This window comes from Pseudomonas sp. LBUM1648 (genome assembly GCF_059716145.1).
Genome location: NZ_CP166808.1, coordinates 4,045,528 through 4,058,815, shown reverse-complemented (window position 1 = coordinate 4,058,815; position 13,288 = coordinate 4,045,528). Strand labels below are relative to the sequence as shown.

Sequence of the window (13,288 nt, the reverse complement as noted above, 5' to 3'; positions counted from 1 at the left end):
CCCTCCGGGAGAGGGCTGGGGTGAGGGGATCTTTTTGCTGTTGCTTTTGGTGTCCGCCTAGGTCTTGATGTCTGACGCGGCAGCGGGATGCTGCTCAGCGACGAATAGAGGGAGAAATCATGGCTAATCACTATCGCGAACTGCTGACAACCCCAGGCGCCACCGGGTTAGTGCTCGCGAGCTCTATTGCCCGATTACCGCAGGCAATGATCGGCATCGGCATCATCACCATGTTGGTACAGCAAACAGGCGTGTACTGGCTGGCCGGCGCAGTCGCCGGTACGTTTACCCTGGCCAATGCACTGCTCGGCCCGCGCATCTCGAAACTCGTTGACCGGCATGGTCAGAGTCGAGTGCTGCCCATCGTCACGGCTTTCAGCGTTGTGATGTTGCTGGCGCTGATCTTCGCCGTCTACATGAGGGCTCCCGCCGCATTGTTTTTTGTGCTCGCTGCACTGGCGGGGACGATGCCGAGCATGCCGTCCATGATCAGGGCACGCTGGACGCAGTTGTTCCGTGGCAAGCCTCAGCTGCATACGGCGTTCTCCCTTGATACGGTGCTGACCGAACTGGCTTACATCATCGGTCCGCCACTGGCGATCGGTTTGAGCGTGAGCTTTTTCGCCGAAGCCGGGCCGCTTGTCGCTGTGGCGCTGCTGGCCATCGGGGTGACGGCGTTTCTGTTGCAGCGCCAGACCGAACCGAAAGTGGTCTTGGGCCACAAGAGCCACACCGGTTCCACCTTGCTGATTCCCGGCGTTCGCACCATCGTGCTGGCGCTGTTGGCGATGGGGGTCATTGGCGGAGCAATCGATGTCGCCGTTGTGGCGTTCGCCAATGCACAAGGCTGGCCAGCGTCCGCCACGTTCATCCTCGCCGCCTACGCGTTCGGCTCACTGGTGGCGGGCCTGACCTTCGGTGCAATGCGGGTTTCCCTGCCGATCGAAAAACAGTTCTTCATTGGCATATTGGTCACGGCCGTTACCGGCGTACTACCGGTTTTCTCAACAGATGTTTATGTCCTGTCAGGGATGCTGTTTATCGCTGGTATATCGTTTGCGCCAACGATGGTCGTGGTCATGAAGCTGGGGACGATCATCATCCCTGCGTCCAGGATGACAGAAGGGCTGACGTGGATGACCACTGGCATCAGCATCGGCGTAGCGCTGGGAGGCATGCTGGCGGGGTTGGTGATTGATGCGTTCGGCGCGCGAGCAGGGTTCGGCGTGGCGATTGGTGCCGGGGTGATGATGATGGTGGTTGTGCTGGTTGGACTGCGTACATTGGGTGCTGCTTCTGCTACGCATGTTGAGCCGGCCTTTTCGCCCTCACCCTAACCCTCTCCCCCAGGAGAGGGGACTGTTTGGGGGATGCTCAAGAGATACGCCGACCTGAACGAGGTGTACTGAATCCATAATCGACACGATTTTTCAGGTCGATGTACCACGCCAGACACCTCGGTCAGCCCCCTCTCCCAAGGGGAGAGGGCTGGGGTGAGGGGCAAGGGCCATCCTCTCAATCCCCCATCTGCCGCAACCGCTTGTAAAGCGTATTGCGACTAACCCCCAACCGCCGCGCCAAGTGCGAAATATTCCCCCCCGCAGCCTTCAACTCCCGGTTCAGCGCTTCAACGTCATTCAAATCCAACCCCAGTGGCTGCGCGCTCTCAACCGGCTCCATCTCCAGATCGACAAAGAAATCATCCGGCAAATGCTCCGGCCGCACCGGTTGCTCCTCAGCCATGGCCAGTGCCACCTGCATCACGCTGCTGACCTGACGCAAATTCCCCGGCCACGGATGCTTGTCGAACAGTTCCAATACCTCACGGCTCAAACCCGCCCATTGCGTCGGCTCGCGATGCTGTTCCCACAGCCGTTTGAACAACGCCTCTTTGTCACTGCGCTCGCGTAACGGTGGCAGCTCCAATGTCAGCCCACCGATGCGGTAATACAAATCCTCACGAAACCGCCCCAATTGCACCTGTTCCCGCAGCGAGCGGTTGGTCGCCGAGATGATCCGCAGATCCACAGGGAACAACTCGCTGCTGCCCACCGGTTGCACACAGCGCTCCTGCAAAACCCGCAACAACCGCGCCTGGGTCGGCAACGGCATGTCGCCGATTTCATCGAGGAACAGCGTGCCTTTGTCAGCCTTGCGAATCAGGCCGATGCTGCCTTTCTGGTTAGCGCCGGTGAACGCGCCTTTCTCGTAGCCGAACAGTTCGGACTCCACCAGTTCGGCGGGGATCGCCGCACAGTTGACGGCGATGAATGCCTGTTTGCTGCGCGAACTGGCCTGATGCAAGGCTTTGACGAACACCTCTTTGCCGACCCCGGTTTCGCCGTGGATCAGCAACGGAATGTCTTTTTCCAGCAGACGCTCAGCCTGGCGCACGGCTTTTTCCACCCGACTGTCGCCAAAGTGCAGAGTGTTGAGACTGATCGCGGTTGCAGCGACGGGTTTAGGTTCAGTTGCAAACACCCGCGCCTGAATCGGTGCCTGTTTCGGCCGCTTCAACAAGCACTGAAAGCGGTTACGTCCGGAGGTCTGCAAGGCGAACGGCAAACCGTCCGGCTGATTGATCAACTCCAGCAGCGACACCTTGAACAGGCTTTCAACGCTGACCCGCGACAAGCGCACGCCCAACAGATTGTCCGCCCGGCGATTGGCCGACAGCACCTGACCGCTCTCATCAAAAATCAGCAAGCCGGCCCATTGGCTGTCGAGGTTGTTCAAACCGGTGTTGAAGGTCAGTTGAAAGTGCTGGCCGTGGAACAGGTTGAGGATCAGCCGGTTCTCCACGGTCTGGCTCATCATCTTGACCATGCCCAAGGTGTGGGAGGGCGGCAGGTAGCTGTCGCTGGACACATCGAGCACCGCGATGACTTTGCGCTCGGCGTCGAAAATCGGTGCGGCGGAACCGGTCATGAAGCGGTTCGCCTTGAGGAAATGCTCGTCGTGTTCAATGTGTACCGCCTGCTCGCAGGCCAGTGCAGTGCCGATCGCATTGGTGCCGCTGCAGCGCTCCATCCAGCTCGCGCCGGGTTGAAAGCCCCGCGCCAGATTCGGCTCGATAAACCGTTGCGTGCCCCACGACGTCAGCACCTGGCCCTGATGGTCGGCGAGCATGATCAGGCAATTGGAATTACTGAGGATGTTCTCGTAGTAGGGCAGCACCTCCTGATGGGTGGTCTGCACCAGCGAGTGCTGACTGTCGAGCAATTGCGCAATGCCGGCGGCGGGCAATTGGTCGAAGGCCGGGGTGCTTTGATGATCAAGACCGAACGCACGGCAACGTTGCCAGGAACTCTGGATGATCGCGTCGTGGGACAGCGGCGGGGCAGGTGCGGCCATGGCGGTCAGCCTCTGAAGGGCATTTTTATTATTGTTATAAGGCCCCCTGTAGGAGCTGCCGAAGGCTGCGATCTTTTGATTTTGATCGTTAAAAAACAACATCAAGAGATCGCAGCCTTCGGCAGCTCCTACAGGGAATCGGGTCGCGAAAGCGTTCATAGAGTGTTGTTCACTATTGTTCATTGTCAATCGCCCAACTGTTCAAATGTGTTCAGCTCTGAACGCCGTTTAGCCGCGTTTTCAACGATTTTCACGACAAATCAATCACTTGCCATTTTTGGCACGAAAGTCGCTCCAGTGCACAGGTCGCTTGACTCCAATAATAAAAAGGCCGAGCCATGTCACTCACCCTGGAGCACGTCTGCCGTACCGTCGAAGGCCTGACCTGGATCGACGATGCGTGCCTGAAATTCGAACCCGGTTCCTTCAACGTTTTGCTCGGGCGCACCCTGTCCGGCAAGACCAGCCTGATGCGCCTGATGGCAGGGCTGGACAAGCCCGACAGCGGCCGCATCCTGATGAACGGCGTGGACGTCACCCAACGACCGGTGCGTTTGCGCAACGTGTCGATGGTCTATCAGCAGTTCATCAACTACCCGACCATGACCGTGTTCGAGAACATCGCCTCGCCGCTACGGCAGGCTGGTGTGTCGAAAGAGATCATCCACAGCAAGGTGCAGGAAACGGCGAAGATGCTGCGCATCGAGAAGTTTCTGCAGCGCTATCCGCTGGAGCTTTCCGGGGGGCAGCAGCAACGCACGGCCATGGCCCGGGCGCTGGTCAAGGATGCCGAGCTGATTCTGTTCGATGAGCCGCTGGTCAACCTCGACTACAAACTGCGTGAAGAGCTGCGTCAGGAAATGCGCGAGCTGTTCAAGCTGCGCCACACCATTGCGATCTACGCCACCACCGAGCCCAACGAAGCGCTGGCGCTGGGCGGCACTACCACGATTCTTCACGAGGGGCGGGTGATTCAGAGCGGCCCTTCGACCTCGGTTTACCACCAGCCGCAAACCGTGCTGGCGGCGGAGTTGTTCTCCGAGCCGCCGATCAACCTGATGCCGGGGCGAATTGCCGGCAACGAAGTCAGCTTCGCCAACTTCGTACACTTCCCGTTGAACGTCGATCTGCGCCCGGTGGGCGAGGGCGAGTTCCGCTTCGGCGTGCGCCCCAGCCATATCTCGCTGGTGCCAAGCAACGACGACGATCTGGAATTGGCAGTGACCGTCGAAGTCGCCGAGATCAGCGGTTCGGAAACCTTCCTGCACGTGCGCAACGAGCATTTTCTGCTGGTGCTGCACCTGCCCGGCGTTCACGAATACGACGTCGATGCGCCGATCCGCATTTATATCCCGACCCACAAACTGTTCGTTTTCGATGCGCAGGGCCGTCTGGTGCAAGCACCGGGTCGGCGTGTCGCGAGGGTTGCCTGATGGCCGAAATCCGTTTGCAACACCTCGCCCACAGCTACAGCAAAACCCCCAGCGGCGCGGAAGATTATGCGATTCGCGAGATGGATCACGTCTGGGAGCAGGGCGGCGCCTATGCGTTGCTCGGGCCGTCGGGTTGCGGCAAGTCGACCTTGCTCAACATCATTTCCGGCCTGCTCAGCCCCTCGCAGGGTCATGTGTTGTTCGACGGCAAAGCAGTCAACGACCTGACCCCGGAGAAGCGCAACATTGCTCAGGTTTTCCAGTTTCCGGTGGTTTACGACACCATGACCGTGTTCGATAACCTCGCGTTTCCCCTGCGCAATCAGGGCATGGCCGAGGCGAAAGTACACAGCAAGGTGCAGGAAATTGCCGAGGTCCTCGATCTGCAAAGCCTGCTGAGCAAAAAGGCCCGCAACCTCACCGCCGACGAAAAACAGAAAGTCTCCATGGGCCGTGGGCTGGTGCGTGACGACGTTTCGGCGATCCTCTTCGATGAACCGCTGACGGTGATCGACCCGCACCTGAAGTGGAAACTGCGGCGCAAGCTCAAGCAGATCCACGAGCAGTTCAACATCACCATGGTCTACGTGACCCACGATCAACTGGAAGCCTCGACTTTCGCCGACAAAATCGCGGTGATGTACGGCGGCCAGATCGTCCAGTTCGGTACGCCACGGGAATTGTTCGAGCGGCCGAGTCATACCTTTGTCGGCTACTTCATCGGCAGCCCCGGCATGAACCTGATCGAGGTGCAGCCGCAACCCGGCGGCGTCGGTTTCGCCTCGACCCACCTGCCGTTGTCCGACGCCTTGCAGCGCCATATCGAACACGGCCAGTGGAAAAATCTGAAGGTCGGCATTCGCCCGGAATTCATTCATGTGTGGGACGAGCCGTTTGACGACGCGATGCAGGCCAGGGTCGTACACGTCGAAGACCTCGGTACCTACAAGATCATGACCCTGGACCTCGACGGTGCGCCGCTGAAAGTGCGCCTGGCCGAAGACAAACCAGTGCCGCAGGGCACCGCGTACATCAGTTTTCCGGCGCAATGGCTGATGGTCTATGCCGATGAGTTTCTGCTTGAAGCCCCAGAAGAAAACGAGGTGCAGCCATGAACAAGGTGCAGAACAACAAGGCCTGGTGGCTGGTGTTGCCGGTGTTTCTGCTGGTGGCGTTCAGTGCGGTAATCCCGATGATGACCGTGGTCAACTATTCGGTGCAGGACATCTTCGACCAGTCCAGCCGCTACTTCGTCGGTGCCGACTGGTACAAGCAAGTGCTGCTCGATCCGCGTTTGCACGACTCGCTGCTGCGCCAGTTCATCTACTCGGCCTGCGTCTTGTTGATCGAAATCCCGCTGGGCATCGCCGTCGCCCTGACCATGCCGACCAAGGGCCGCTGGTCGTCACTGGTGCTGATCATTCTGGCGATTCCGCTGCTGATTCCATGGAACGTGGTAGGCACCATTTGGCAGATCTTTGGCCGTGCCGATATCGGCTTGCTCGGTTCGAGCCTCAACGCCATGGGCATCAGCTACAACTATGCGGCCAACACCATGGACGCCTGGGTCACGGTGCTGGTGATGGACGTCTGGCACTGGACTTCGCTGGTGGCGCTGTTGTGTTTCTCCGGGTTGCGGGCGATTCCCGACGTGTATTACCAGGCCGCGCGGATCGACCGGGCCTCGGCCTGGGCTGTGTTCCGCCACATCCAGTTGCCCAAGTTGAAAAGTGTGCTGCTGATCGCGGTGATGCTGCGGTTTATGGACAGTTTCATGATTTACACCGAGCCGTTCGTGCTCACCGGCGGCGGGCCGGGTAATGCCACGACCTTCTTGAGTCAGACGTTGACGCAAATGGCTGTAGGGCAATTCGACCTGGGTCCGGCAGCGGCGTTTTCGCTGGTGTACTTCCTGATCATCCTGTTGGTGTCCTGGCTGTTCTACACCGCCATGACGCACTCCGACGCCAACCGCTGAGGCCCGGCCATGAGCAAAAGAAAGCTTATCCCATTGCTGGTCTACATCCTGTTCCTGCTGGTGCCGATCTACTGGCTGCTGAACATGTCCTTCAAGAGCAACACCGAAATCCTCGGCGGCCTGACGCTTTTCCCACAGGACTTCACGCTGGCGAACTACAAGGTGATCTTCACTGATCCGAGCTGGTACACCGGTTATCTGAACTCGCTGTACTACGTCAGCCTGAACACGGTGATTTCCCTGAGTGTGGCGTTGCCGGCGGCGTATGCGTTTTCGCGCTATCGTTTTCTCGGCGACAAGCACCTGTTCTTCTGGCTACTGACCAACCGCATGGCGCCGCCGGCGGTGTTCCTGTTGCCGTTCTTTCAGTTGTATTCGTCGATTGGCTTGTTTGACACGCACATCGCCGTGGCGCTGGCGCACTGCCTGTTCAACGTGCCGTTGGCGGTGTGGATTCTGGAAGGCTTCATGTCTGGCGTGCCGAAGGAAATCGACGAAACCGCCTACATTGATGGCTACAGTTTTCCAAAGTTCTTCGTGAAGATTTTCATCCCGTTGATCGGCTCCGGTATCGGCGTCACGGCGTTTTTCTGCTTCATGTTTTCCTGGGTCGAATTGCTGCTGGCGCGCACGTTGACCTCGGTAAACGCCAAGCCGATTGCCGCCGTGATGACCCGCACCGTCTCGGCTTCGGGTATCGATTGGGGCGTGCTGGCAGCGGCGGGGGTGTTGACCATCCTGCCGGGCATGCTGGTGATCTGGTTTGTTCGCAACCACGTGGCCAAGGGCTTTGCCCTCGGTCGGGTCTGAGGAGCTGATGATGGAATGGATGAGTTGGACGACACCCACAGCCGCATTCTTTATCGTCATTGGCCTGATCCTGGCGGGGATGACGACGTGGGAGCTGCGCTCGCCGAGCATCCTGCGGCGAGGTTTTCTGCCGATTGCCACCACCCGTGGCGATCGCTTGTTTATCGGTCTTCTCGGCAGCGCCTACCTGCATCTGCTGGTAATCGGCGCCACCGACTGGAGCATCTGGGTCGCGTCCGCGTTGTCCCTGGTGTGGCTGTTGGCTGTGATGCGTTGGGGCTAGGTTCTTTACAACGTTCGCTCGGCGGGCTTGTGTAAAAAGTCAGCTCCACAACTTAAACAGGAGGTCTCTATGTTCGACAAAAACAATAAGCTGCGACATAGCATTTCATTGGCAGCCATGCTGGCACTCAGCGGTCTGAGCGCATCTGCCTGGGCCGATGCCTACGAAGACGCCGCGAAAAAGTGGATCGGCAGCGAATTCAAACCGTCGACCCTGACGGCTGAACAGCAGTTGGAAGAATTGAAGTGGTTCATCAAGGCCGCCGAGCCGTTTCGCGGGATGAACATCAAGGTGGTTTCGGAAACCCTGACCACTCACGAATACGAGTCCAAGGTGCTGGCCAAGGCCTTCAGCGAAATCACCGGGATCAAGCTCACCCACGACTTGCTGCAAGAAGGCGACGTGGTGGAAAAAATGCAGACGGTGATGCAGTCCGACAAGAATATCTATGACGGCTGGGTCAACGACTCGGACCTGATCGGTACGCACTTCCGCTACGGCAAGACCGAATCGATCACTGATCTGATGGCCAACGAAGGCAAGAACTTCACCTCGCCGACCCTCGACCTCAAGGACTTCATCGGCATCTCGTTCACCACTGCGCCGGACGGCAAGATCTATCAACTGCCCGACCAGCAGTTCGCCAACCTGTACTGGTTCCGCGCCGACTGGTTCGAACGGGCGGATCTGAAAGCCAAGTTCAAGGAAAAGTACGGCTACGAATTGGGTGTACCGGTGAACTGGTCAGCCTATGAAGACATCGCCAAATTCTTCAGCGAAGACGTCAAGGAAATCGACGGCAAACGTGTTTACGGGCACATGGACTACGGCAAGAAAGACCCGTCGCTGGGCTGGCGTTTCACCGATGCCTGGTTCTCCATGGCCGGTGGCGGCGACAAGGGCCTGCCTAACGGTCTGCCGGTGGACGAGTGGGGGATTCGTGTCGAGGATTGCCACCCGGTCGGCTCCAGCGTGACCCGTGGCGGCGACACCAACGGCCCGGCGGCAGTGTTTGCCACGACCAAATACGTCGACTGGCTCAAGGCCTACGCGCCACCTGAAGCGGCGGGCATGACCTTCTCCGAGTCGGGGCCGGTGCCGTCGCAGGGCAACATCGCCCAGCAGATTTTCTGGTACACCGCGTTCACCGCCGACATGACCAAACCGGGCCTGCCGGTGGTCAACGCCGACGGTACGCCGAAATGGCGCATGGCACCGTCGCCGCGCGGGCCGTATTGGGAAGAGGGCATGAAGCTCGGTTATCAGGACGTGGGTTCGTGGACGTTCATGAAATCCACTCCCGAGAAACAGAAACTCGCGGCGTGGCTGTACGCGCAGTTCGTGACTTCCAAAACCGTATCGCTGAAGAAAACCATCGTCGGCCTGACGCCGATTCGTGAGTCGGACATCAACTCGCAAGCGATGACTGACCTGGCGCCGAAACTTGGCGGTCTGGTCGAGTTCTATCGCAGCCCGGCCCGTGTGCAATGGACCCCGACCGGGACCAACGTGCCGGACTATCCGCGCCTGGCGCAACTGTGGTGGAGCCACATCGCCGAAGCGGCCAGCGGCGAGAAAACGCCGCAGCAGGCGCTGGATGGGTTGGCGAAAGATCAGGACGCGATCATGACCCGACTGGAACGCTCCAAGGCCCAAGCCACTTGCGCACCGAAAATGAACCCGGAACGCGACGCGCAATACTGGTTTGATCAGCCAGGCGCGCCGAAACCGAAACTGGCTAACGAGAAGCCGAAGGGCGAGACCGTGAGCTACAACGAACTGCTGAAATCGTGGGCGGATGCTCGCAAGTAAAGGCTGAACTGTGAAAAGAGAACGGCACCGCAAGGTGCCGTTTTCTTTTGTGGCTGATTTACCGTCATCGCGAGCAGGCTCACTCCGACAGGTGTTGTGTCGTTCACAAAATCCGAAGTCACCGCAGATCATTGTGGGAGCATTGGGTTAAACCAGGACAGCCAAATCTGTGTACTGAGCAACCAATGGATCAGCCGTAAGCAGTTTCATCGGTTCGGTCATTGCGGTTGCCACGATGAGGCGATCAAAAGGATCTCGGTGGTGGTGCTCAAGATCCTTAACAGCAATGGCATGTTCGGAAGTCACCGGCAGTTCGATAAATCCGCTATCGAGGCAATATTGGCGGATTTCTTCCAGATCAACGTTCAGTTTTCCGAGTCCAACCTTGATAGCCATCTCCCAGAAGGTGGCGGCACTGATGTAGATATCGGCAGCGTTTTCAATCAGCTTTCTGGCTTTGCCGGACAGTCTGGCGTCATCAGTGAGTGTCCAGAGCAGAATGTGCGTGTCGAGCAGCAGCCTCATGCTTGAGTGCCTTCAAAGGCATCCAGCATGTCATCGGGTATTGGTGAATCGAAATCCTGGGGCAGCACCAGTTTGCCCTTCATCGCACCGATGCGCTGCGTGCTGGGTTTTCCTACCGGAACAAGGCGAGCCATCGCCCGACCATGCTTGGCAATGGTGATGACTTGCCCGGCAGCGGCGTCATCAACGAGTTTGGATAAATTGTTTTTTGCTTCAGCCAGCGGAACGATGATCATCAGTTCACTCCTGTATTCTGGACAAATATAGCCAGAATATTTTAGAGCTGCAAAATCACGCCCATGCTCCGTGCAAATGACGGGTTGATCATTGGGGCTTCGCCGATAGGGGAGTTGCGTGACATGAGTTTGATGCCGGGCTGCCAAAGCATCGACGCCCCCAACCAACTCACAAAAGACATCTCGTTTCATTATTTGCCTCGTTTCGATATTCGACCTGCCTGGGCACTCACCTTAGAGCTATCCACTCAAGGCTGGCTGTAGGACGAAACGGAGGTTAAAGCGAGAGCTTTCGGAGTTTGTGCGGGGACGCGAGCGTTTCGGTAAAAAATCGCACAAAACGCTCGATTTCCGCTCAGGCATTCAACATTGCTATCGACTGACCCACCGCTATCGCTGGCAAGCCAGCTCCCACAGGTTTCGGTGGTGTTCACAAAATCCGGAGTCACCGTAGATCACTGTGGGAGCTGGCTTGCCAGCGATAGGGCCGTTCACGCCTCCGCAGGAAAACCCAATCGGAACACGGTCATCGCACCGGGCAGGCTTTTCACGTCGGCCACGCCCTGATGCAGGCTCATGATCGACCTCACAATCGCCAACCCCAACCCGGTACTGCCCTGCGAGCGCGAGCGGCTGCTGTCGACCCGGTAGAAGCGATCAAACAGATGCGGCAGATGCTGCGCCTCGATCCCCGCGCCAGGATTACTGACCAGCAATGAAGTCTGCGTCGCGCCTTGCTCGATCAGCAGCGTCACGGTTTTCCCGGCCGGGCAATGCCGAAGCGCGTTGGACAGCAGATTGGAAATCGCTCGCTGAATCATCAACCGATCCCCCATCACCGACGCACTGCCAAGCACGTTCAAATGAATCTGCTTGTCCTGCGCCGACAGCGAAAACATCTCCGCCACCTTCAATGCTTCCACCTCCAGCGCCACCGACTCAAACGGTGCCAGTGCCGATGGATGACTGACCTGCGCCAAAAACAGCATGTCCGAGACAATCCGCGCCACGCGCTCCAGTTCTTCAGTGCAGGAGACCAGCACATCCTTGTACTCATCCACGCTGCGTTCGCGTGACAGTGTGACTTGCGCCTTGCCCATCAGATTGTTGATCGGCGTGCGCAGCTCATGGGCCAGATCATCCGAGAACTGCGACAACTGCTGCACCCCGGCATCCAGCCGATGCAGCATGAAGTTGATGCCTTGCGCCAGTTCGCTGAGTTCCTGCGGCATGTTCACCACTGAAAGCCGATGATCCAGATCCTGAGTCGAGACCATCGCCGCCACTTTGCGAAACTCGCGCATTGGCGCCAGCCCGCGCTGCACCGCGCCCCAGGCAGTCAGGCCAATGAAGATCAGCAACAACGGCAAGGCAATCAGCGTCGAGCGCAGATAGGCACTGAGCAAGGCCTGATCGTGAGCGTTATCCATCGACAGCAACACCGGTACGCTGCTGCCATCCTTGAGGCGGATCAGCTTCGACACCGTCAGAAACTTTGCGCCTTCAGCATCAGTGCTATCGCTGTAGCTCAACTGCTCGGTGGTCGCCCGAACGGCTTTCAATTCAACCCGTGGATCGGCCAGTCCCGAGCCGGATTTCAGCAGCGGCGTACGCAGATTTGCGCGGTCGTAAATGGTCAACGTGAGGTTGTCATGGCCCATCACCTGATCGAGCAAAATATGCGGTTTCGAGCGAATCTCACCAGCATCGGCGTACAGCGACAGGCTGTGTTCGACTTGCTCCACCTTCTTTTCCAAGCTGTCTCTGGATAGCGCATTGAGCTCATGGGTCAGGGCGAAATACGCCAGGATCGCCAGAAACACCACCAGCAGCGCACCGAGAATACTCACCGTCAAACCCAGGCGCATCGACAGACTGGCCGGTTTCATTCGCGCGCCTCCAGCACATAACCGACACCGCGCAGGGTGTGGATCAACTTGTGGTCGAACGGGTCGTCGATCTTCGCCCGCAACCGCCGGATCGAGACTTCGACCACATTGGTGTCGCAGTCGAAATTCATGTCCCACACCAGCGAGATGATCTGCGTGCGGGTCAGCACCTCGCCGGACTGGCGCATCAACAGATGCAGCAGGGCGAATTCCTTGGTGGTCAGGTCAATGCGCTGCTCGCCACGAAACGCACGATGGCGCCCGGGATCAAGTTCCAGATCAGAGACTTTCAGCACCTGCGGCACCGGGATGTTTTCGCTGCGGCGCATCAGTGTACGGACCCGTGCCAGCAACTCGGGGAACTCGAATGGCTTGACCAGATAGTCGTCGGCGCCCAGATCGAGACCGCGAATCTTGTCGGCCAGACGCCCGCGTGCGGTGAGCATCATCACCCGCGTGGCGTGGGTACGGCGCAGTTGTTCCAGCACGCCCCAGCCGTCGAGTTCCGGCAGATTCACATCGAGAATAATCAGGTCGTAGGCCTGCTGTTGTGCCAGATGCAGTCCATCGGCGCCGGTGGCCGCGTGGTCGACGATATAACCACTTTCGGTCAAACCCTGATGCAAGTATTCGGCAGCTTTAAGCTCGTCCTCGATGACAAGGATTCGCATGATCTATCACCACTTTTATTTAATGGATATTTAATTAAGGGTGGCCGGGAAAGTTATTGTTTTTGTAAGGGCTTCCGGGCGGGTTTTATTAACGACTAAAAATATTCCTACAGAGATTTCTCTGCGTGCAGGCGTGCAAGGTAAAGGCTGTAGTAGCTACAGAGTCAACGAAAAACCTCTCGATGAAGCCCTGAATAGAGCCACTGCGGCAGCCTGTCGCAGGGCGATAAGGCATCCTTCATGAGAACTCGTTTCAGGCAAGTGCTGTTCGGCAGATAACTTCGGCGTATTTGTTTC

12 protein-coding genes are annotated in these 13,288 nt (G+C 58.1%); 7 read left to right on the top strand and 5 right to left on the bottom strand.

Annotated elements, in window-relative coordinates; all coding sequences use genetic code 11:
- Nucleotides 1-119 precede the first annotated feature (119 nt).
- Entirely contained in the window at nt 120-1,337 is a 1,218-nt protein-coding gene (locus ACA043_RS18420) for an MFS transporter (RefSeq protein ID WP_497657627.1), read from the top strand.
- A gap of 178 nt (nt 1,338-1,515) precedes the next feature.
- Here the strand turns inward: ACA043_RS18420 and ACA043_RS18415 are convergent, their stop codons facing one another.
- The gene (locus ACA043_RS18415) at nt 1,516-3,354 is read right to left on the bottom strand and encodes a sigma-54-dependent Fis family transcriptional regulator (RefSeq protein ID WP_497657626.1); all 1,839 of its coding nucleotides are present in this window, start codon (nt 3,352-3,354) and stop codon (nt 1,516-1,518) included.
- A 338-nt stretch (nt 3,355-3,692) separates the two neighbouring features.
- Between ACA043_RS18415 and ACA043_RS18410 the strand changes: the two genes are divergently transcribed.
- The 6 genes from ACA043_RS18410 to ACA043_RS18385 all read left to right on the top strand — a co-directional run bounded on the left by ACA043_RS18410 (nt 3,693) and on the right by ACA043_RS18385 (nt 9,670).
- Nucleotides 3,693-4,787 (top strand): ABC transporter ATP-binding protein, encoded by a 1,095-nt coding sequence (locus ACA043_RS18410; RefSeq protein ID WP_497657625.1) that lies wholly within the window; start codon nt 3,693-3,695, stop codon nt 4,785-4,787.
- Complete coding sequence (locus tag ACA043_RS18405) at nt 4,787-5,902, top strand: ABC transporter ATP-binding protein (protein WP_103305292.1); 1,116 nt, start codon at nt 4,787-4,789, stop codon at nt 5,900-5,902. Before ACA043_RS18410 ends, ACA043_RS18405 begins: the two co-directional genes overlap by 1 nt.
- Nucleotides 5,899-6,765, top strand: coding sequence for a carbohydrate ABC transporter permease (locus tag ACA043_RS18400; protein ID WP_095189650.1), 867 nt, complete (start codon nt 5,899-5,901; stop codon nt 6,763-6,765). The genes ACA043_RS18405 and ACA043_RS18400 overlap by 4 nt, the downstream gene beginning before the upstream one ends.
- A 9-nt stretch (nt 6,766-6,774) precedes the next feature.
- Nucleotides 6,775-7,575 (top strand): carbohydrate ABC transporter permease, encoded by an 801-nt coding sequence (locus ACA043_RS18395; protein WP_003192012.1) that lies wholly within the window; start codon nt 6,775-6,777, stop codon nt 7,573-7,575.
- 10 nt (nt 7,576-7,585) lie between these two features.
- On the top strand, nt 7,586-7,858 hold the full coding sequence (locus tag ACA043_RS18390) for a DUF2160 domain-containing protein (protein ID WP_095189651.1): 273 nt from the start codon (nt 7,586-7,588) through the stop codon (nt 7,856-7,858).
- Nucleotides 7,859-7,927: 69 nt separating this feature from the next.
- Nucleotides 7,928-9,670, top strand: coding sequence for an ABC transporter substrate-binding protein (locus ACA043_RS18385; protein ID WP_187681021.1), 1,743 nt, complete (start codon nt 7,928-7,930; stop codon nt 9,668-9,670).
- A 147-nt stretch (nt 9,671-9,817) separates the two neighbouring features.
- Here the strand turns inward: ACA043_RS18385 and ACA043_RS18380 are convergent, their stop codons facing one another.
- From ACA043_RS18380 to ACA043_RS18365, 4 genes are all read right to left on the bottom strand, one after another.
- Nucleotides 9,818-10,195: a type II toxin-antitoxin system VapC family toxin gene (locus ACA043_RS18380; RefSeq protein WP_401271835.1), complete on the bottom strand. Its 378-nt coding sequence runs from the start codon at nt 10,193-10,195 to the stop codon at nt 9,818-9,820.
- Complete coding sequence (locus ACA043_RS18375; RefSeq protein ID WP_489880272.1) at nt 10,192-10,623, bottom strand: type II toxin-antitoxin system Phd/YefM family antitoxin; 432 nt, start codon at nt 10,621-10,623, stop codon at nt 10,192-10,194. The genes ACA043_RS18380 and ACA043_RS18375 overlap by 4 nt, the downstream gene beginning before the upstream one ends.
- Before the next feature lie 299 nt (nt 10,624-10,922).
- Complete coding sequence (locus tag ACA043_RS18370) at nt 10,923-12,320, bottom strand: heavy metal sensor histidine kinase (RefSeq protein ID WP_497657624.1); 1,398 nt, start codon at nt 12,318-12,320, stop codon at nt 10,923-10,925.
- Nucleotides 12,317-12,991 carry a heavy metal response regulator transcription factor gene (locus ACA043_RS18365; RefSeq protein WP_187681019.1) on the bottom strand — a complete coding sequence of 225 codons (675 nt, stop codon included), beginning with the start codon at nt 12,989-12,991 and terminating at the stop codon, nt 12,317-12,319. Before ACA043_RS18365 ends, ACA043_RS18370 begins: the two co-directional genes overlap by 4 nt.
- Nucleotides 12,992-13,288: the final 297 nt, after the last annotated feature.

Excerpts from the sequence above, each read along its gene's own strand:
- ACA043_RS18380 (WP_401271835.1), bottom strand. The coding sequence starts at position 10,195 with ATGAGGCTGCTGCTCGACACGCACATTCTGCTCTGGACACTCACTGAT.
- ACA043_RS18390 (WP_095189651.1), top strand. The coding sequence starts at position 7,586 with ATGGAATGGATGAGTTGGACGACACCCACAGCCGCATTCTTTATCGTC.
- ACA043_RS18415 (WP_497657626.1), bottom strand. The coding sequence starts at position 3,354 with ATGGCCGCACCTGCCCCGCCGCTGTCCCACGACGCGATCATCCAGAGT.
- ACA043_RS18405 (WP_103305292.1), top strand. The coding sequence starts at position 4,787 with ATGGCCGAAATCCGTTTGCAACACCTCGCCCACAGCTACAGCAAAACC.
- ACA043_RS18420 (WP_497657627.1), top strand. The coding sequence starts at position 120 with ATGGCTAATCACTATCGCGAACTGCTGACAACCCCAGGCGCCACCGGG.
- ACA043_RS18365 (WP_187681019.1), bottom strand. The coding sequence starts at position 12,991 with ATGCGAATCCTTGTCATCGAGGACGAGCTTAAAGCTGCCGAATACTTG.
- ACA043_RS18400 (WP_095189650.1), top strand. The coding sequence starts at position 5,899 with ATGAACAAGGTGCAGAACAACAAGGCCTGGTGGCTGGTGTTGCCGGTG.
- ACA043_RS18370 (WP_497657624.1), bottom strand. The coding sequence starts at position 12,320 with ATGAAACCGGCCAGTCTGTCGATGCGCCTGGGTTTGACGGTGAGTATT.
- ACA043_RS18385 (WP_187681021.1), top strand. The coding sequence starts at position 7,928 with ATGTTCGACAAAAACAATAAGCTGCGACATAGCATTTCATTGGCAGCC.
- ACA043_RS18410 (WP_497657625.1), top strand. The coding sequence starts at position 3,693 with ATGTCACTCACCCTGGAGCACGTCTGCCGTACCGTCGAAGGCCTGACC.
- ACA043_RS18375 (WP_489880272.1), bottom strand. The coding sequence starts at position 10,623 with ATGAAACGAGATGTCTTTTGTGAGTTGGTTGGGGGCGTCGATGCTTTG.
- ACA043_RS18395 (WP_003192012.1), top strand. The coding sequence starts at position 6,775 with ATGAGCAAAAGAAAGCTTATCCCATTGCTGGTCTACATCCTGTTCCTG.